Source organism: Nocardioides sp. Leaf285 (assembly GCF_001422955.1).
GTDB lineage: Bacteria > Actinomycetota > Actinomycetes > Propionibacteriales > Nocardioidaceae > Nocardioides > Nocardioides kribbensis.
This window is the reverse complement of the sequence record NZ_LMNH01000004.1, coordinates 647,315-665,296: the sequence shown is the minus strand read 5'-3', so window position 1 is coordinate 665,296 and position 17,982 is coordinate 647,315. Positions and strand designations below refer to the sequence as shown.

The window sequence follows — 17,982 nt, the reverse complement described above, 5'->3', positions numbered from 1 at the left end:
GAACCCCAACAATGGTGTCGCGCTTCGGTTCCGTCGCGACGTCGTCCTCTCACGTTGCCCGTGAGCACCCCAGCCACATTGCGCCGCCGACGTCGGCGAGTCCGGTGCGCTCGCCCCAGGTGCGGGGACGTCCAGGTCGCCTCCTCCGTGCTTCTGGTGCTCTTGCTTGTGCGGCGCCGTGTCGTTCTCTCGGCGGTTTTCTGGGTGGGACGTGGCGCCGCTGTTGGGAAGGACGCTGAACCGCCCGGCACCTCTGTTCGAGGTGCCGGGCGTTATTCGGCTACCGCGAGCTCTAGGCGAAGATTCCCATGCTCGGGAAAAGCAGGCCGTTCCCGCACTTCGTGAGGACGTAGGTCAGAGTTCCGGGGTGGCGGAGCGGGGCGTGCCAGCTCTGTCCGGACGTCCGGGAGCCCGGACGTCCGCGAGCCCACGCACTCCGCACGCCAGACAGCCCGGCCGACCGACGGGGTCCGTCGGCCGGCTCGGCCGCGCCCGCCGCAGTTGCGCTCCGCGCCGGTCTGCCCGGTTGCCGCGCAATCACTCACCGGGGCGTCCATGCCCGTACAGAGCACTGCTGGACCGAGACTCACCCCCAGAGGCCCGCCTGCTCGGCAACCCGGTTCCTGGCTGCCCCGGAGAGCTCACCGCCTTGACGGCCACGCGGACGCGTACCTTCCCTGCGTGATCAACGCCCCGTCTTCGCCGCCCGCAACGGACGGGCGGCGCCGTAAGCCCGACCACGGAGAGTTGCTGCAACGAGCCATCGACCTTCGAGGCGAACCCCTCGACCAGAACGGGCGTCGCGTCGGAGATCGATCGACGTGGCCCTATCTCCTCGGCCTCACCGTAGGGTGCACGCTCTTGGCCCTCAGCGCCGTACTCGGGACCCGCGGCGGAGTTCTGCAACCGCTGTGGCCGGTACTCCTCGACGTCGGCGTGCTCGCGACCTTCGTGGCCGGTTCGCCGCTCCTCTCCGACAAGCTGCTCGCCTTAGTGGCGCGGTGGGCAGCGCGAACCATGCGGCTGGTCTCAGCGGCTGCCGTTCTCTTATCGACGGTCGCAGCCGCCGTTGCAGCCGCCGGCCTGGTGCTCGCCCTGTCCGAACCGCAGTGGACGAGTAACGCCCGCGCATACCTGACGACGACCTTGGTCACTTCGCTACTCGCGGTCGGTACTCGACTCATCGTGACCGCCGACCCGGCGCCCGTGACGGCGACACCAATGCGCGCCGATCAGACGATCCGCCGAATCGGGGACGCGACCTCGTGGTGCGGCTTGGTGCTGGGTTCCGCCGCAGCACTCTCGTTGGCCGTGCGCGACAGTCGAGCCGTCATCCCGTTACTGATCGGCTCCTTTCTCGCGCAGGTGGGGTGGTCCATCTCCAGGTCAACTCGTCTCCAGGCCGCGCTTCGTGAGTTCGCGGCGTCGGCGGACGCGCTCGCTTTGTCCGCGACGGGAGTCGCGCGAAGGGGGACCCCGGTGGGCGAGGACGTGGATGACCTTGTTGACGCGCTCCTGGGCGTCGAACGAGCTTCCGTCCGACAGTTCCGTCAATCCTTCTGGGCCGAGAGGTCACCACTGCTCGTAGAACGCGAACTCCTGTGCGTACTGGAAGGGGCACGGGCCGCCCTGATGGCCGTCCCAGACCACAGGCTCGCCGACCCCCTCGCGGCAACGGTTGAAGACGAGCTCAGAGACGAGCCGGCTGCGGAACTCGCGGGCAAACTCGTCGTGCTGGGCCTCGAACTTCGGGCCCTCGTCCGCCGGTAAGTCCCGAAGACGGCGATAGCGGCCGCTTCGCGTCGTGCGTCATCGGGTGAGGGGTCGGGTGAGGGGTCGGTCCAATGCTGCGCGAACATTCAGGGCCGCTACGGGGGTCTCTCGCGGCCTGGCTGCCGCTCGGTGGATGGGCCGAGCACCGCTATTGGCAGTGCCCCGGTCGGACCAGCCCGGCAGGTGACGCGAAGCCCGGCGAAGTGCCTGACGCCACGCGAGAGGCGATTTCGAGGGCCCGACGCGGTTCTCTGACCACGATTCCACGATCAAGCGACGAACGAGCAGCGGTGGTGAATCGACGGGCACAGACTGGTCCCCTCGACTCGCTTCCTCGTCTCAGAGCCATGTCACGTCATCCCTGGAACGTCCATCGTTGGACCATTCTGTCGTCAACTTGCCGGCTACTCAGGGTGGCGAGAGTTCGCCGCACGGGGTCAGCACTACGGTCCGGCATATCGTTGATGACCCGCAGCGCGAACCAAGACGCCTCGGTTCCGTATTGCAGAGCGTCGCGGGCGATCTCTCGTGGGTTCGTGAACTCGCGGCAGTGGTCCAGTATCCAGTCGAGCCCGGTCTGGTCGAACACGTCGCGTCGGCTCATCGCCTCTCGGGCGAGTTGTTGAGTCTCAGGGTCGCGAAAAATGAGCCCCCGGAACTCGAACCGGGCGAACCGTGACCCAGTCATGTTGATTGCGCGGAGTCGTTCCAGGATCAGGGGATCCAAGCGGCCGCCACGGTGCTGGCGCCACGTCGCGAACCACAACCATTCGCTGGTGGAAAGCCAGCGCAGGTCCTCCGAACGGACAGGCGCGAAGACGAGGCTCTCACGAGTGTCCGGGTCATCTGCGGCGACGTCGAGCCGTTGTTGCGCCAGCGAGTCAGTCGAGGCCCTCCGGATGAGTTCCGACGCCGCGACGATGACACTCACGACGGGATCCTGAGGACGGTTCCGTTCGAGTATGCCATCTTCACGGCGGTCGCGAGCCCGCCGTGATGTGGGCTCGCGGCACTGAGCGTGAGGTTCGGAGACCGGGTGAGGACGCCCGGGTCGGCGCGGAAGTCTTCCTCGGCGACGGCCGCGAGCCGCGCGTCGACGAATCGCTGCGACCACTTCTCCGCGAGGGTCCCGAACGGCGTCCAGTCCGAGACGGCGAGCCAGGTGTGCTGCGGGTCGGTGTACCAGCCGGGGGTGTCGTACTCATCCGGCCGGAACAACACGACATCGATCTTGAACTGCTCGCGGAAGTGATTGCGGAGGATCTGGAGCCAGTGACCGGAGTGAACCGTGAGCAGTGCCTCCGAGTAGTTGGGCTGCGCCTTGAGCCATCGAAGGTAGATGCGCTGGTTCGTCATCGTTCGAGCGTCGAAGCAACGCCAGGCGGAGGGGTCGAATCGCGCAACGACACCAGCGCGACCGTACATGGCGGTCGAGATGGGTTCTGAGATCCCGGTGACGTAGACCCCTTGTCCCCACGTGTAGTTGTTCGAGCCGATGTAGAGACCGTTGTTGACGCTCATGTAGTCGTGGGCGTACTCGCTGGCGACCCACTTCACGGCCAGGGGCAGCTGAGGACGGCCGAACGTTCGGACCTCGAGATTGTTCCGGACGAACTGACCGAGAGCCAATGCCGAGGAGTCGATGGCGGCCTCGACGCGGTCCCGCAGGCCCGGGGGAAGTAGTGCGGCGGCCGTCATCAGTCAGGGTTATCCGATTCCAGGTGTACCGACGGACCGCTAGGTTTGCTCCGCCCGAGTGACGCTTGGCCCGGGTGGGCAAGTCTGCGGTCCAGCGGCCGGTCAACAGTTGCGGGCGCCAGCGGGCTGACGTCAGACCCCCGGACTGGGCCGCTGTCCATTCGGGATCCTTCTCGGGATCGTCCTCGGGAGCCCTTCAGTATGCCGTTGAAGTCGAACAGTGCTTCCAGGACAGGCAAGTTGAGTCCCTAGACGTAGGTGTTGGCTGTGCTTGTCGCGAGCGTTCACTCCTCGGACGGCAGCGTCGTGCAGAAGTCGGGAAGCCCGCAACCCGCCTCGCCGTCCCGGCGGCAGATGCGGCCGGGTCAGGCCCACGCCTCCCTGCCACGTGCCCAACCGTAGGTAGCTGAGCACGTCGGTGCCGCCACGCGGCGCGTGATCTGGCAGGAACCTCTTCGCGTAAGCACTGGTCCGCGCGGTCTCTGCAGCTGCCGCAGCATTCCCCGATCCTGGCAGGCGCGACAATGCAAGGATCCGCCGTCGGCGACGAGGCAGCGAGCGAACCGCACCCAAGAGCCGCCGCGGTACCCATTCGCGAGTGGGCCACCTCGAAGTGGGATCCGTGGAGATCCTTCGAACCGACGACCCCGTCTCTGATAGACCGGACAACGCCGATGAGAGGAAGGCGGGAGCGTGAGCGAGAGAAGAGGCCTGCACGGCACCTCACACGCCGCCCACTTCGATGACGCGACGCGCGACGCACCTGACACTCGTTGGGTCGCCACAGATGAGTCAGGTTGGGACGGGGAACAACTCATCGGCCGCTACGACCGGTTCATGACCATCGGTTCCGTCGCCTGTGACGACATCAACGCAGAAGCGGTCCTCGACCACCTCCGCCGAACCGGAGGCATCACGGCGACGGGCGAGCTGAAGTTCAAGCACGTCGCACGTAGCCAGCGTCGCCTCGAAGCCCTCGGCGAGGTCGTGGTCTCCAAGGACCTACTCGGAGGCCGGTGCTCCATCTACGTAGTCGACAAGCACTACATGGCGGCAGCGAAACTGGTCGACCTGCTGATCGAGGAGTACGCGCACGAACGTCGGATCAACCTCTACGCCGACGCCATGAACGTCGTCATGAGCCGGGCCCTCGCCACGGAAGCCGCCGCACAGATCGGCGACGAACTCCATCTCCAACTGCTGCAAACTGTCGTGGACTTCGCGAGCATGCCTAACGCAGACGGCGAGGTAGTGGCCGTCACCGCACTCATGGACTGCATCGCGCGTGCCCACGAGGCAACCACCGGCGGCCTCCCACGACGCGTGCTGGAGCTCGCGACACGATGCGAGAAACAAGCACACGAACACTTACATCACCTACGGCGGCTGAGCCGCGACGACGATCCGGGAGTCGCTCCGCTGGAACCCTTGGTCCCGGCCATTGCGGCCCTTGTCGGCAACTGGGTCCAGCGACTGGGGCCGGTCTCCGTTCTCGCCGACGAGCAACTGACCCTCACTGACGAAGTACTGGACACCGTCTCCCGGATCTCCCCCATGACGCTGAACGAGCACCGGACGGGATGGCAGCGTCGAGGACCCCGAGCCACGGTCCACCGCGGCCGCTCGGTCGACCATCCCTCCATTCAGGTGGCCGACCTGATCGCCGGCGCCGGGTTGGCCGTCGCCCGTTCGGAACTCGACGACACCCGACGCGTCCCGGGCGTCCTGCGTAGGGCAGTCCTGAGTTCCGTGGACGTCAACAGTCTCCTCCCCCACGACGAACGCGACCGCATCGCACATCCACCGATCGAGACCTAACCCCCGCCCGGTGCCATGACCTAAGGCACCGTCACGCCGGGCTAACCCGCAATGCAGCCGTCGACGAGCGACGCCAGTTCCGACTCGCAAGCTCCCCGGACTGCCAGCAGCGCATTCTCCCCTCTCGGTCGACCCACCTCCCGACACGACCTGATCAGGCCGACGACTGGGCCGCCGCACCGCTCTTCGTTTCGTAGGCAGGTGACTGTGACCAGTTCACGATGGAGCGCCCGACTGCATCTCACCCGCCGCTCGTGTCCGCTCAGGGTCCGCGCAACCCCAGCGGGAGGCGTCCGAGCCCGCGGCGGAACCGCCACTGGGCGGCCAGTTTTTTTGTGACTACCGACGTGGAGGAGAGCACCCTCGGCGGTGCGGGCTGGTCAGACGACACGACGATGCCACGCGTCCTTCCCCGGGTGTCGGCAGGCGTCGATACGCTCCCTCCAACGGGCGGGAGGTCATCGATGGAGACGCGACTGTGGGCACATCCAGTGGAGTACTCCGCTGCCGGCGCCGCGTGGATGCGTGGGTCGGTCATGGCGCTGGCGAAGGAACTCCACCCCGTGCTCACGGAAGTCTTTTCCGAACCCGTAAACGATTTGCCTCGCCCCGAGGATCACGCCCCTGACACCGAGCACCTCGCGTCCCCTCTGTACCGGGGCATTGCCGTGCGTCACGAGGTCGCCGGAGACGTACGACCCATGGTCGCGGGAGATGTGGAGCCGTTCCTGTCGGCCATCTTCGAGCTGGCTGATGAGGTCGGCGGTCAACTGACCGACGGGATGTTCCAACACATAGGGGACGTCTCTGATCAGTACGGACAGACCGTCAACGTCGGGGCAGGCGGGTTCGTGGAGGCTCATATAGCCGCCCTGGAGGCGATGGACTTGACCTTCGACACAGACGGGAACCCGAACCTGCCCACCCTGGTCACGAACTCCGACGTCATCGCCGAACTGGCCGAGAACCCGCCAACCGAGGAACAACAGGCCAGGATGGACGCGATCATCGAGAAGAAGCGAGAGGAGTGGAATGCTTCGCGCCGTCGTCAGGAACTTCCTTGAGACCCTCGGCGAACGGGAGTTCGACGCACCACTTCTCGCTCTTCTCGCGTCTCAGGGGTTCCACGACATTCACTTCACCCACGGCGGCTTCGAGTTCGGCAAGGACGTTGTCGCCAAACGGGCCGACGACGGAGTCGTGAGGCAGTACTCCATCCAGTCGAAAGCCGGAGACCTCACGCAGGGTGACTGGCGAAATGTTCGTCCTCAACTCGAAGAGTGCGACTACAACACTCGCGCTCATCCAAGCTTCGACGCGAACCTGCCCCGGGTCGCCGTCCTCGTGACAACCGGCGTCCTCAAGGGCGCGGCAGCCGTCGACGCCCAGGAGTACAAGCAAGCTCACGCCAGCCGTGGACTCGCCGACTTCGAGGTCTGGGACCGCGAAACGATCACCGACTGGTTGTGCCTCGACCCCGCGCTCGGCCTCACCACACGCCGAGTTCAGGACGACCTCGTCACCCTGCTCAACCAGATCGCACGCCACCGGGCGACGGAACCGATGCTCGAGAGACACACGCGAACCTGGATCGAAACCGAACCCACGGCCGCGACCGTCGGACGCGCCTCCATCGAGGCGGCCATGATCGCCCACGAACTGCGCACCGCCCAGCGACTCGACCTCACCGCCTACCTCGCGCTCCAGCTCTACCGCTCCGCCTGGTCACCCGCACCCACAGCACCGAACGCCACATCTGCGGCCGCCCTGCGCCTCTTCACCGTGACCGCCCAAGAACTCCTCACCCAGGCCGAACCGTTCCTCGACGACCCCCTCGACCTGGCCAACCAGATCAAGGACTCCGCCGCACTCTTCACCTACCCAGCAGCCTGTGTCCGCCTCGCCGAGACTTTCAGCCTCCTAGCGATAACAGAGGCCAATGGGCCACTGCACGACCGCGCAGTGACCGCTGTCCGTGCCCTCGCGACGACCCACCCCGCAGCCCTGCCTGCGGCCTACTCATCGGACGGAGTTGGCTCGCGATAAGTCCGCACCACCACGCGCACAAAACCTAGGGCCGCAGCGATCAGTCCGAACGCGGCCAGCCACCGCAAAGGGTGGGACCACCACGGTACGTCCTCATCAGTCAGGCCATACCCCAGGTTGGCCGTAGCGAGTGCCGCACTAACCCAGAACAATCAATCGCGCCACCAGACCTCATTCACCCACCTATTGGCCATGAACGACCTACTGCCCAAAACCGGCAACTCACACGCCCACCGCTAACCTGGTGGTACCGAACCTGGGTCGAAGGCCTCTTGGACGTCCAACGCGGTCGTCCCAATTCCAAGCCACTCGGTTGGGACCAAGTGCCTCGGCGGACGCCAGGTCGACAACAAACCCTCACCCGCGCCCGGCACACGCCCGGTGGGTCATGGTTCTGGTGTCACGGGCGCCGCCCTCCCTACCCACCTGGGGCCAGCATCCCGCTAGCTGAAGCAAGCACTAGACGGGCGAACTGGCGCTCATGCTAGATGAAACTCCCCGCCCACGGACGACCGCGCCCGGCCAGCCGTGTTCACGCTAAGAGAAACTGATCGCACAGTACGAGTGTGATCCCGAACCGAAGAACACATGCTGCTCGCACTGTCTGAAAGAATGATCGCGACTACTCACGCTAAGAGGAATGCGGAGTGCTCACGCATGGAATTTCACGCTCAGCAAAAGGCGCGAAGTGCTCAGTCAAAGTGGAAGTTCGCAGTCAGACCCGGCACGCCCGGCGAGCCCCGGCACGACCGGCGAGCCCCAGCACGGACCCGACGCACCCCCGCACCAGGATCGAGGCCCTCATGACCGCCATCCCCACCGTCTCCGTCGACGGCGTCCCGCAGCCCCTGCCCGAGGGGCTGGCGGTGCTCGACGTGCGCGAGCCCGTCGAGTGGGAGCACGGCCACATCGAGGGCGCGGTCCACATCCCGCTCATGGACCTGCCCCAGCGCCTCGCCGACGTGCCCGAGGGCCAGGTGCTCGTGGTGTGCAAGGTCGGCGGCCGCTCGGCCCAGGCCACCGGCTACCTCGCCCAGCAGGGTCACGACGTCGTCAACCTCGACGGCGGCATGCTCGACTGGGAGGCCGCCGGCCGGCCCATGGTCAGCGAGACCGGCCAGCCGCCCCAGGTCGTCTGAGCCAGGTCGTCTGAGCCCGGTCGTCGTGAGGCCGGTCGCCCCGAGGCCGCCCGGCCTCACTCGGCGGGCGACTCCGAGGGCGACCCCGAGGGCGACTCCGACGCCGCGGCACCGGCGCAGACCTGGCTGACGTAGCCCACGAAGGCCGCCACCTGGGTCTTCTCCTGCTTGCTCAGCTGGAAGTCGCCCTCGGCGGCCAGCTCCTCGGCGGTGAGGTCGGGGTCGACCTCCTCGAGCTTCTCGAGGTAGACGTCGTAGCCGGTGGCGGCGTCGGCCGGGGCGTCGGAGGGCACCTCGGCGGAGCCCAGGGCCTCGGCGAAGGTGGCGACGTCGGATCCGGTGTCGAGCCCGTCGACGCTGGTCAGCGCCTCGCAGAGGCCCTGGGCCTCGCCGAGGTCGGGCGCCGCGGCACTGCTCGACGCCGCCGGGCTGGCCGCGTCGGAGGCCGACTCGGAGTCGTCGGACCCGCAGCCCACGAGCGCGAGGGCCGAGACCGCGAGGCCCGCCACGAGCAGCGGCGTACGCCGGGGCCCGCGTGCGGGGCGGGCGGCCGAGGGGCGGGCGGGTCGGACGGAGCGGGAGAGCAGCATGGGTGCGAGCGTGGCACGCGCACCTGAGAGCAGCCTGGGCGGGTGCTGACCCCGCACCGGCGGTCGGCGACCCCGTGTCGGGTCACCGCCCGCCGGTGCGCAGCGGTGCGGGACGGGCCCGCGGTGGGTCGGGGCGCGACGGCCCGACCCGCGGGAGTCACTCGGTGGACTCGCTGGAGGAGTCGTCGGGCACCTCGGCGCTGGGCAGGTCGGAGGGGATGCCCAGGGCGTCGGCGCACTCGGTCGCGGTGTACTCGAAGAAGGCGTCGACCTTGGCGTCGTCCTCGTCGGAGATGTCGGGGTCGAAGTCCTCGATCTCGGCGGCGGAGGCGTCGTCGGGCAGCTCGTTGATGGTGTCGATGAAGATCTCGAAGCCCTCGCGACCGTCCTCGGAGATGTTCTCCGGGGTGCCGACCTCGGCCAGCTGGTCGGCGAAGTCCTTGATCGCGCCGGCGTCGGGCTCCTCCTGGTCGGCGGTGCTGCTGATGATCTCGGAGTAGGTCGAGCAGAAGTCGTCCGACGAGGCGTCGTCGGGGGTCGAGGCCCCGTCGTCGCTGCCACCGCAGGCGGTGGCCATCGAGGCGAGGAGGACGAGGGAGCCGGCAGCGGCTCCGCGGCGCAGGCGGGTCAGGGACATGCGATCTCCAGACGTGGGGGTCGGTAGGGGGTCGTCGGGGACCGCGTGGTCCTCGCCCGTGAGGGCCCGAGCACGCTGACCCTGCCCCAGCGCGCGCGGTTCATGCCTCCTCCCACCCCGAGGATTTCCCGGCCGCGCCGGCACGACCGGCGTCACGACGGACCGGGGGCGCCCGGGCCGCCGAAGGCCGCCGGCAGCGGGCACTCCAGGGCGCGGGCGAGGCGGGCGAGGTAGTCGGCACGGCTGAGGGTGACGACGCCGAGGCTGGCCAGGTGCTCGGTGCTCCACTGCACGTCGAGGAGCCGGTCGGGGTGGGCGTCGAGGTCGGCGGCGAGCAGGTCGACGAGACCGACCAGGGCGACCTTGGAGGCGTCGCGCACGCGGTGGAACATCGACTCCCCCGCGAAGAGCCCGCCGCTGGCCACGCCGTACAGGCCCCCGACGAGGCGCCCGTCCTGCCACGCCTCCACCGAGTGGGCCCAGCCCAGGTCGTGCAGGCGCAGGTAGGCGGCGCGGATGTCGCCGTCGATCCAGCCCGCCGGGCGGCGGGGGTCGGCGCAGGCGTCGAGGACCTCGGCGAAGGCGGTGTCGACGCGGATCCCGAAGTCGCGCGTCGCGCGGCGCAGCGAGCGCGAGACGCGCAGTCCGTCGAGCGGCAGCACGCCCCGCTCGAGCGGGCAGAACCAGTACATCGGGTCGCCGCGGTGGCCCGAGGGCATCGGGAAGAGACCCTGGCGGTAGGCCTCGAGCAGCGTGCCGGGCTCGAGGTCGGCGCCGATGCCGACCAGGTCGTCGTCGTCGGGGAAGCGGCTCGGGTCGCCGAAGGACCACGGGCTGGGCGGGGGCTCGACGGGCACCTGCCGACCGTAGCCCCCGTACGCTGTAAGTCATGAGCGCCCGACGCACCCTGACCGGCACCGTGACCCGCAAGATCGCCCCGAAGGTGACGGGCATGGCCCCCGGGCTGACCACCTCCTTCGTGCGCGAGGCGCTGGCCCGCGCCATCGCCGGCGCCGGCCCGCTGCCGCCCGCCGCCGCGGCCGCCGACAAGCAGCTGGAGGAGCAGGGGGGCGACGTCGACAAGGCGATCCACGAGGTGATCGAGAACCACGTGCGCTACGCCGGGGCCCAGGGCTTCCTCACCAACATCGGCGGCGTCGTCACCGCGGCCGTCACCATCCCCACCAACATCACCGGGCTCGCGCTCGTGCAGTGCCGCATGATCGCCGGCATCGCCCACCTGCGCGGCTACGACCTCGACGACGCCCGGGTGCGCAACGCGATCCTCGCCTGCCTGATGGGCGAGGACACCGTCAACTCCCTGGTCAAGGCCAAGAAGCTGCCCGCGCCGCCGATGGCGCTGGCCACGGCCCCGTCGGGCTCGCCCGACACCGACCGCGCGGTCTCCACCGAGGTCGCCTCCGACCTGGTCACCCGGGTCATGGGCAAGCGCCTGGCCGTCACCGTGGGTCGTCGCGTGCCGGTGGTCGGCGGCGTCGTCGGCATGGGCGCCGACGGCTACTCGACCTGGAAGATCGGCCGCTACGCCGAGCGCGAGCTCCTGCCCCGCACCGCGCGGTAGGCCCGCAGCGCCGCGCGGCCGCCCCGCCCGCCCTGGAGCCGGCCCACGACCCGCTCGCGCAGCCGGTACGACGGGCGAAGGTAGGACCGCTGCAGGGCGTCGCGGGTCTCGGCCAGCTCGGCGTGCAGGCGCTGCTCCTCGTGGCCGAGCCGCGCGTTGTCGAGCAGCAGCGCCGCGATCGCGTCGACCGCGGCGCCCGCGACCTGGGTCTCCGACGGCGCGTCGGGGTCGGCCCAGGCGGTGCTGGCCGACGGTCCGCGCAGGTCCTCGAGGTCGCCGACGACGTCGTAGCCGCGCGCGCGGACCTCCCCGACCCAGCGCGCGCACAGGTCGGCGGCCCACGGGTGCACGTCGGGCGGCAGCGCCAGGCGGGGAGAGCGCGAGCGCTGCGACAGGGTGCGGTGGGCCAGCAGCTCGCGCACCAGCGGCCGGTAGTCGGCCGGCTCGAGGCGCTGGTTGACGGCCTGGTTGATGCGCCGCACCAGCGCGGTCTCGGGCGCGCCGAGCGAGGGGTTGGCGCGCTCGACGGTGAGGTCGAGCTCGAGGCCGTCGAGGCCGAAGGCGCGGGTGAAGCGCTGCCACAGCAGGTCGGGCGGGCCGCCGGGCGCCGGCACGGTGACCACGTGGATCCGCTCGGGCGGCAGGGCGTGGCCCCAGCGGTCGAGGATGTCGGGGATCTCCTGCACGCCCCAGAACCAGGTGGCGATCCGGCTCTCGCGGGCCGGGTCGCGCAGCTGCTCGAGGAAGCGCTCGAAGGTGATCGTGCTGCGGTGCTTGACGTTCTCCTGCCACTCCGCCGGCACCTGGCGCACCAGGTCGCGCACCGAGAGCACGACGTGCACCTCGGCGCCGGTGCCGTCGGCGCGGTGGCCCAGCGACTCCAGGGCACGACCGACCTGCGAGCGCGAGGCGGTCGCGAGGATCTCGTGGCTGATGATCGCCGTGCCCTCGTGGGCGCGCACCTGCGCGGCGAGGGCGTCCCAGGCGCCGAAGGCCTCCGTCTCCAGACCGCCCCACGGCAGCCGCATCAGGTCGAGGGCGGCGAGGAAGTGGGCGTCGAAGCGCTCCGCGGGATAGAGGATGCCGTGCTCCAGCAGCCGCTCGCGGTTGCGGAAGAGCACGTCCTGCAGCCCCGACGTGCCGGTCTTGGGGGTGCCCACGTGGAGCAGGACGCGCTGGCTCATCGCTCGTCCTCTCGGGTCGTGGGGATCGTCGGGGTCGCAGGGCTGATGGCGCCGCGGTCGTCGTGACGCCGCAGCAGGGCCACGGCGAGGTCGAGCACGGCGGCGTCCGAGGGCGGGGCGCCCTCGGCCTCGGCGAGCGCGTCGGGGGCGTCGACGAGCGCGTCGGGGTCGCCGAGCACAGGGTAGCCAGCGCGCAGGACCGCGGCGCGCACCTGCACGGAGCGTCGCGCCACCCACCGGTGGTGCTCCGGCGGCACCACGAGGCGGGACCCGGCGGTGGCGGCCGGGAGGTCGTGGAGCATCGGCACGAGCACCCCGCGCAGCAGCTCCTGGCGCGCCCGCGGCAGCACGAGCAGCCCGAGCCCCACGCCGACCCGGCGTACGAGCTCGACGGCGTCGCCGGAGAGCCGGGGCGCGTGGGGGCGCACCGGGGCGTCGACCACGGCGGGCAGCCGGTCGAGGTCGACCACGACACGCACGCGCTCGCGACCCACCCGCGCGGCCCACCGGTCGGCGACGGCCGCGACGTCGAGGGGGCGCGGCACGTGGCGGCGCTCGGTGGCGGCGGCGAGCCACTGCGGCCACGGTGGGGCCCCGTCGACCCCGGCGCTGCGGGCGGTCCAGGTGTGGGCCAGGCCCACCGAGAGCCGACCGGCGAGCACCAGCACCTCGGGCGCGCGCCCGCCCGGGGGTCGGCCCGCGGCGGCGAGCTCGCGGCGCCACAGCGAGCCCAGCCACGGGTCACCGGCCAGACGGTACGCCGGGGCGCGTCGGGCCCACGGCCACGCCGTGCGCACCCGCTGCAGGGCCGGGCGCGCGGTGCGGTGGCCCGCCGCGGCCGGGTCGGACGCGCGCGCGGCCGCCTCCCGGACGTCCTCGGCGACCAGGCCGGTGGCCACGCGCACGAGCTCGTCGTCGGGCAGGTCGGCGGGGTCGACGGGGGCCCAGCCGAAGCCGCGCACCTCGGTGGCGCCGACGAGCTCGAGGTCGGGTCGCCCGCGGCCCGGCGCGCTCGCGCCCAGCACCCGCTGCGCGAGCCGCGGAGAGACCCCGCCGGCGAGGTTGAGGCGGCGCAGGAGCTCGAGCTGCTGGGCGCCGGGCAGGACCCGGCCGCGCGTCGGCACCTCGGCCGACCACCGGGCCCACGGGGTGGTGCCGCCGGCCTGCAGGTGGTCGAGCCACGCCCAGGCGCGTCCCTCGCCGGGCGTGCCGCTCACGAGTCGAGCAGGCGGCGGGCCTGGTCGCGCACGCGGCTGCCGATCTGACGGTCGGGGTCCTCGCGGCGCGCGGCCTCGCGGGTCATGGCGGCGAGGGCGTCGACGGCGGCGGCGAGCTGGCGGCGCGGGGGCACCCGGTCGGGGTCGTTCCACGACTCGTCGGGGCCCGGGCGCACGGGGCGCAGGTCGGCGACGTCGCCGACGACGTGCACGCCGCTGGCCTCGACCCACTCGATCCAGCGCTCCGACTGCTCCTCGGCCCAGTCGTGGAAGCGCGGCGGCAGACCGACGCGACCCGACTCGCGACCCACCAGCTCCTGCTCGGCCAGCAGGCCGCGCACGAGGGCGTCGAAGTCGGGACCACCGCGGGTGCGTCGCCCGAGGCTGGTGTTGAGCCGGCGCAGCAGGGCGCTCTCCGCGGCACCCAGCGAGGGGTTGGTGCGCTCGCTCTCGGCGGGCGCCCAGGCGGGGTCGATGGAGAAGGCGCGGCAGAAGCGCAGCCACAGCTCGTCGCCGCCGGGCGCGCCGGGGCCGGCCACCGAGACCCCCGAGCCCCGCTGGGGCACGGTGACGACGTGGACCCGCTCGGGCGGGAGACCGGCCGACCAGGTGCCGAGCACGGCGGGCAGGTCGAAGGACCGGGCGAACCACGTGCGGCCGCGACGCGCGCGCTTGAGGAAGCGGCGGTAGCTCCACGTGCGGCCCTGCTTGATGCTCTCCTGCCACGCGGCGGGCAGCTGCCGGCCGAGGTCGCGGGCGCTGTAGACGACGTGGATCTCGGTGTCGTCGCCGGGCCCGGCGAGGTCGCGCTTGGCCTTGGCCACGTGCTCGGCGCCGGCGGGGGCGAGGATCTCGTGGCTGACCACGACGGTGCCGGTGCGGCGGCGGACCCGGCGTACGAGCGCGTCCCAGCTGCCCTCGGCGTGGCCCGGCTCGCCGCCCCAGTCCTGCCCCTGGAGGTCGAGGGCGGCGCGGAAGTGGAAGAGCGCGGGGCTGACCAGCGCCGAGCGGGTCGGGAAGTGCACGTCGTGGGCCGCCAGCGCCTTGGCGTTGAGGCTCAGCCGGTCCTGGAGGTAGGTCGTGCCGGTCTTCGGCGCACCGATGTGCAGGTAGACCCGGCGGCGGGCGGCGGCACTCACGGTGCTGATTGTGCCAGCGCCCTCACGACCGCCGACGGGCTGGGGCGTCCGAGCCGCTCGGCCATCCAGGTGCTGGTGCCCACGAGGGCGTCGAGGTCGACCCCGTGCTCCACCCCCAGCCCGGTGAGCAGCCACACGAGGTCCTCGGTGGCGAGGTTGCCGGTGGCGCTGGCGGCGTAGGGGCAGCCGCCGAGCCCCCCGGCCGAGGCGTCGAACGTCGTCACCCCGGCGCGCAGGCCCGCGGCGGCGTTGGCGAGGGCCTGGCCGTAGGTGTCGTGGAAGTGCAGGGCCAGCCGGTCGGGGCCGATGCCGGCGTCGGCGAAGGCCTCGACCAGCGCGGTGACGTGGGCGGCGGTGCCGACGCCGATGGTGTCGCCGAGGCTGAGCTGCCCGGCGCCCAGGTCGAGCAGGCGGCGGCCGGTGGCCACGACCTGCGCGACCGGCACCGGACCCTCCCAGGGGTCGCCGAAGCACATGCTGACGTAGGCCCGCACGTCGAGGCCGGCCGCGCGGGCGCGGGCGACGGTGGGGGCGAACATCTCCAGCTGGCTCTCCAGCCCGCGGTTGAGGTTGCGCCGGGCGAAGGTCTCGGTGGCCGAGCCGAAGATCGCGACGTGGCGCAGGCCCAGCTCGAGGGCGCGGTCGAGGCCGCGCTCGTTGGGCACGAGCACGGGCAGGTCGCGCGAGGCCTCGCCGAGGTCGTCGGCCAGGCGGCCCATGAGCTCGGCGGCGTCGGCCAGCTGCGGCACCCACCGCGGGTGCACGAAGCTGGTCGCCTCGACCGTGGTGAGCCCTGCGTCGAGCAGGCGGCGCACGAACTCCGCCTTCACCTCGACCGGCACCAGCGACGCCTCGTTCTGCAGGCCGTCGCGGGGCCCGACCTCGTAGATCCTCACCCGCTGCGGCAGGGCCGGGTCGCGCACCACCATCGGCAGGGCGCCCACCGCAGGCTCGCCCGCCGGGGTCGCCGCCGTCGGGCCCGCGCCGGGCGTGTCGCCGGCACCGGCCGGGGCCGCGGCCGCGGCGTCGCCGGCGGCGGGAGCGCCGGGGCCGCCCGTGCGGGGCTGCTCGCCGCCGGTCACCGGGCCCCTCCGTCGCGGTGTGCTCCGCTGCTGTGTGCTCCGTCGCTGGGTGCTCCCGTGCCGGCGCTGTCCGCCCCGGTGCCGGCGGAGCCGGGCGCGTCGGGCGCGGCCTCGACGACGAAGAGCGTCGCTCCCAGCGCGACCTGGCGTCCGGCGACGGCGTCGACCTCGGTGACGGTGCCGGCGAAGGGCGCCCGCAGGGCCAGCTCCATCTTCATCGCCTCCACCACGCCGAGCACGTCGCCCTCGGCGACCACCTGGCCCACCACCACGCGCACGTCGAGCACGGTGCCCGGCATCGGGGAGACCAGCGTGCCGTCGCCCGCGGCGGGACCGCGGTCGGCGGCCGGGTCGGGTCGTCGGAAGACGTGGCGCTGACCGCGCAGGACGACCTCGACCTCGTGGGCCCGGGCGTCGACGACGGCCTCGAGGCGCTCGCCGTCGACGTCGAGGAGCACCGTGTGGTGCTCGGCGCGCAGCTGCACGACCCGCACCCCGTCGACGGCGCCGCGGAGGCCGTCGGCGGCCCGCTCGACCACCACGGGTCGGTCGAGGCCCACCCGCTGCGGGGCGGGCGGTCCGCCGAGGCGGAACCCGTCGGCGTGGAAGGGCCCGGCGCCGGAGCGGGCCCGGCCGGTGTCGCCGACCTCGCCGGTGCCGCTGATCGCGGTGAGCATCGCCTGGGTCCACGCGGCGACGACCCGGGCCTGCGACTCCTCGGGCCGAGGCAGCTCGTGGCGGTCGAGCCAGGCGGTGTCGATCGTGGCGTCGCGGAACTCCTCGGAGGCCACCAGCGCGCGCAGGAAGCCGGCGTTGGTGGTGAGACCGAGGATGGCGGTGCGGTCGAGGGCCGCCACGAGGGCGCGGCGGGCGCTCTCGCGGTCGGGCCCGTGCACGACGACCTTGCCGAGCATCGGGTCGAAGGCGGTCGAGACCACCTGGCCGTCGGCGAGGGCGTGGTCGACGCGGACCACCGTGGCGCCCCGGGGGTCCGCGGCAGGGCCAGCGGCAGGGGCAGCCGAGGTCGCCGCGGGCCAGCGCACCAGGCTGGCCCGACCGGCCTGCGGGAGGAAGCCGGCGTAGGCGTCCTCGGCGTAGACCCGCGCCTCGATGGCGTGGCCCACCAGGGTCAGGTCGTCCTGGGCCAGGCCGACCGGCTGGCCGGCCGCCACGCGCAGCTGCAGCTCGACCAGGTCGACCGGAGCGCCGTCGACGCGGGCGACCAGCTCGGAGACCGGGTGCTCGACCTGGAGGCGGGTGTTCATCTCCAGGAAGTAGAACTCCCCGGTGTCGGCGTCGAGGAGGAACTCGACCGTGCCGGCGCCGGTGTAGCCGACGTGGGCGGCCAGGTCGACGCCGGCCTGGCGCACCCGGGCGCGCGTGGCCTCGTCGAGGGTCGGCGCGGGCGCCTCCTCGAGCACCTTCTGGTGCCGGCGCTGGGTGGAGCAGTCGCGCTCGAAGAGGTGCAGCACGGTGCCGTGGGCGTCGCCGAGGACCTGGACCTCGACGTGGCGACCGCGCTCGACGTACTTCTCCACCAGCATGGTGTCGTCGCCGAAGGCCGCCAGCGCCTCACGGCGCGCGGCGGCCGTGGCCTCCTCGAGCTCCGCGGCCGAGCGCACCACGCGCATGCCCTTGCCACCGCCGCCCGCGGCGGCCTTGACCAGCACGGGGTAGGCGGCGTCCTCACCGGTCGGCACCACCGGCACCCCGGCGGCCACCGCGATCTCGCGCGCGGCGTCCTTGCGGCCCATGCGGTCCATCACCTCGGCCGACGGGCCGACCAGGACGACGCCGGCGGCCTCCAGCGCCCGCGCGAACGCCGCCCGCTCGGAGAGGAAGCCGTAGCCGGGGTGCACCGCGTCGGCGCCCACGGCCACCGCGGCGGCGACCACCGCGTCGACGTCGAGGTAGCTCTCCACGCGCACCGCGGCGTCGGCGGCGCGCACGTGGGGCGCCGTGGCGTCGAGGTCGGTGTGGATCGCGACCGTGCGCAGGCCCAGGCAGGCGGCGGTGCGGAAGACGCGCAGCGCGATCTCGCCGCGGTTGGCGACGAGCAGGGTGTGGATCGTCATCT

The 17,982-nt window shown here is 71.8% G+C and carries 16 protein-coding genes; 6 read left to right on the top strand and 10 right to left on the bottom strand.

Features of this window, described 5'->3' with window-relative positions; genetic code table 11:
* Positions 1-681: 681 nt before the first annotated feature.
* On the top strand, positions 682-1,770 hold the full coding sequence (locus tag ASF47_RS17280; RefSeq protein WP_156697968.1) for a hypothetical protein: 1,089 nt from the start codon (positions 682-684) through the stop codon (positions 1,768-1,770).
* Between the two features lie 358 nt (positions 1,771-2,128).
* Here ASF47_RS17280 and ASF47_RS17275 read toward each other — a convergent pair whose 3' ends face one another.
* The gene (locus ASF47_RS17275) at positions 2,129-2,704 is read right to left on the bottom strand and encodes a hypothetical protein (protein WP_056865172.1); all 576 of its coding nucleotides are present in this window, start codon (positions 2,702-2,704) and stop codon (positions 2,129-2,131) included.
* Positions 2,701-3,471, bottom strand: a complete 771-nt coding sequence (locus tag ASF47_RS17270; RefSeq protein ID WP_056865171.1) for a hypothetical protein — start codon at positions 3,469-3,471, stop codon at positions 2,701-2,703. The genes ASF47_RS17275 and ASF47_RS17270 overlap by 4 nt, the downstream gene beginning before the upstream one ends.
* A gap of 693 nt (positions 3,472-4,164) precedes the next feature.
* Here ASF47_RS17270 and ASF47_RS17265 point away from each other — a divergent pair.
* From ASF47_RS17265 to ASF47_RS17250, 4 genes are all read left to right on the top strand, one after another.
* Positions 4,165-5,289, top strand: coding sequence for a DUF3800 domain-containing protein (locus ASF47_RS17265; RefSeq protein ID WP_056865170.1), 1,125 nt, complete (start codon positions 4,165-4,167; stop codon positions 5,287-5,289).
* 347 nt (positions 5,290-5,636) lie between these two features.
* A complete protein-coding gene (locus ASF47_RS17260) occupies positions 5,637-6,353 on the top strand; it encodes a hypothetical protein (protein WP_156697967.1) in 717 nt (238 codons plus the stop codon).
* Positions 6,322-7,335: a hypothetical protein gene (locus ASF47_RS17255; protein WP_056865168.1), complete on the top strand. Its 1,014-nt coding sequence runs from the start codon at positions 6,322-6,324 to the stop codon at positions 7,333-7,335. The genes ASF47_RS17260 and ASF47_RS17255 overlap by 32 nt, the downstream gene beginning before the upstream one ends.
* Before the next feature lie 803 nt (positions 7,336-8,138).
* Entirely contained in the window at positions 8,139-8,474 is a 336-nt protein-coding gene (locus ASF47_RS17250; protein ID WP_056865167.1) for a rhodanese-like domain-containing protein, read from the top strand.
* A gap of 56 nt (positions 8,475-8,530) precedes the next feature.
* On the opposite strand, the gene ASF47_RS17245 is transcribed toward ASF47_RS17250, so the two are convergent.
* The 3 genes from ASF47_RS17245 to aat all read right to left on the bottom strand — a co-directional run bounded on the left by ASF47_RS17245 (position 8,531) and on the right by aat (position 10,558).
* Positions 8,531-9,064, bottom strand: coding sequence for a hypothetical protein (locus ASF47_RS17245; RefSeq protein WP_056865166.1), 534 nt, complete (start codon positions 9,062-9,064; stop codon positions 8,531-8,533).
* Positions 9,065-9,221: 157 nt separating this feature from the next.
* Positions 9,222-9,701 (bottom strand): hypothetical protein, encoded by a 480-nt coding sequence (locus ASF47_RS17240; RefSeq protein ID WP_056865165.1) that lies wholly within the window; start codon positions 9,699-9,701, stop codon positions 9,222-9,224.
* A 152-nt stretch (positions 9,702-9,853) separates the two neighbouring features.
* Entirely contained in the window at positions 9,854-10,558 is a 705-nt protein-coding gene (gene aat, locus ASF47_RS17235; RefSeq protein ID WP_056865164.1) for a leucyl/phenylalanyl-tRNA--protein transferase, read from the bottom strand.
* A gap of 32 nt (positions 10,559-10,590) precedes the next feature.
* Here aat and ASF47_RS17230 point away from each other — a divergent pair, with 32 nt between their 5' ends.
* Positions 10,591-11,283 carry an EcsC family protein gene (locus ASF47_RS17230; RefSeq protein WP_082500454.1) on the top strand — a complete coding sequence of 231 codons (693 nt, stop codon included), beginning with the start codon at positions 10,591-10,593 and terminating at the stop codon, positions 11,281-11,283.
* Here the strand turns inward: ASF47_RS17230 and ASF47_RS17225 are convergent.
* Genes ASF47_RS17225 through ASF47_RS17205 form a run of 5 tightly spaced genes read right to left on the bottom strand, consistent with a single transcriptional unit; the run spans position 11,244 to position 17,980 of the window.
* Positions 11,244-12,467, bottom strand: coding sequence for a hypothetical protein (locus ASF47_RS17225; RefSeq protein WP_056865163.1), 1,224 nt, complete (start codon positions 12,465-12,467; stop codon positions 11,244-11,246). The genes ASF47_RS17230 and ASF47_RS17225 overlap by 40 nt on opposite strands.
* Complete coding sequence (locus ASF47_RS17220; RefSeq protein ID WP_056865162.1) at positions 12,464-13,684, bottom strand: hypothetical protein; 1,221 nt, start codon at positions 13,682-13,684, stop codon at positions 12,464-12,466. The genes ASF47_RS17225 and ASF47_RS17220 overlap by 4 nt, the downstream gene beginning before the upstream one ends.
* Positions 13,681-14,823 carry a hypothetical protein gene (locus tag ASF47_RS17215; protein ID WP_056865161.1) on the bottom strand — a complete coding sequence of 381 codons (1,143 nt, stop codon included), beginning with the start codon at positions 14,821-14,823 and terminating at the stop codon, positions 13,681-13,683. Before ASF47_RS17215 ends, ASF47_RS17220 begins: the two co-directional genes overlap by 4 nt.
* Complete coding sequence (locus ASF47_RS17210; protein WP_235558793.1) at positions 14,820-15,905, bottom strand: hydroxymethylglutaryl-CoA lyase; 1,086 nt, start codon at positions 15,903-15,905, stop codon at positions 14,820-14,822. The genes ASF47_RS17215 and ASF47_RS17210 overlap by 4 nt, the downstream gene beginning before the upstream one ends.
* Complete coding sequence (locus ASF47_RS17205; RefSeq protein ID WP_082500453.1) at positions 15,902-17,980, bottom strand: ATP-binding protein; 2,079 nt, start codon at positions 17,978-17,980, stop codon at positions 15,902-15,904. Before ASF47_RS17205 ends, ASF47_RS17210 begins: the two co-directional genes overlap by 4 nt.
* Positions 17,981-17,982: the final 2 nt, after the last annotated feature.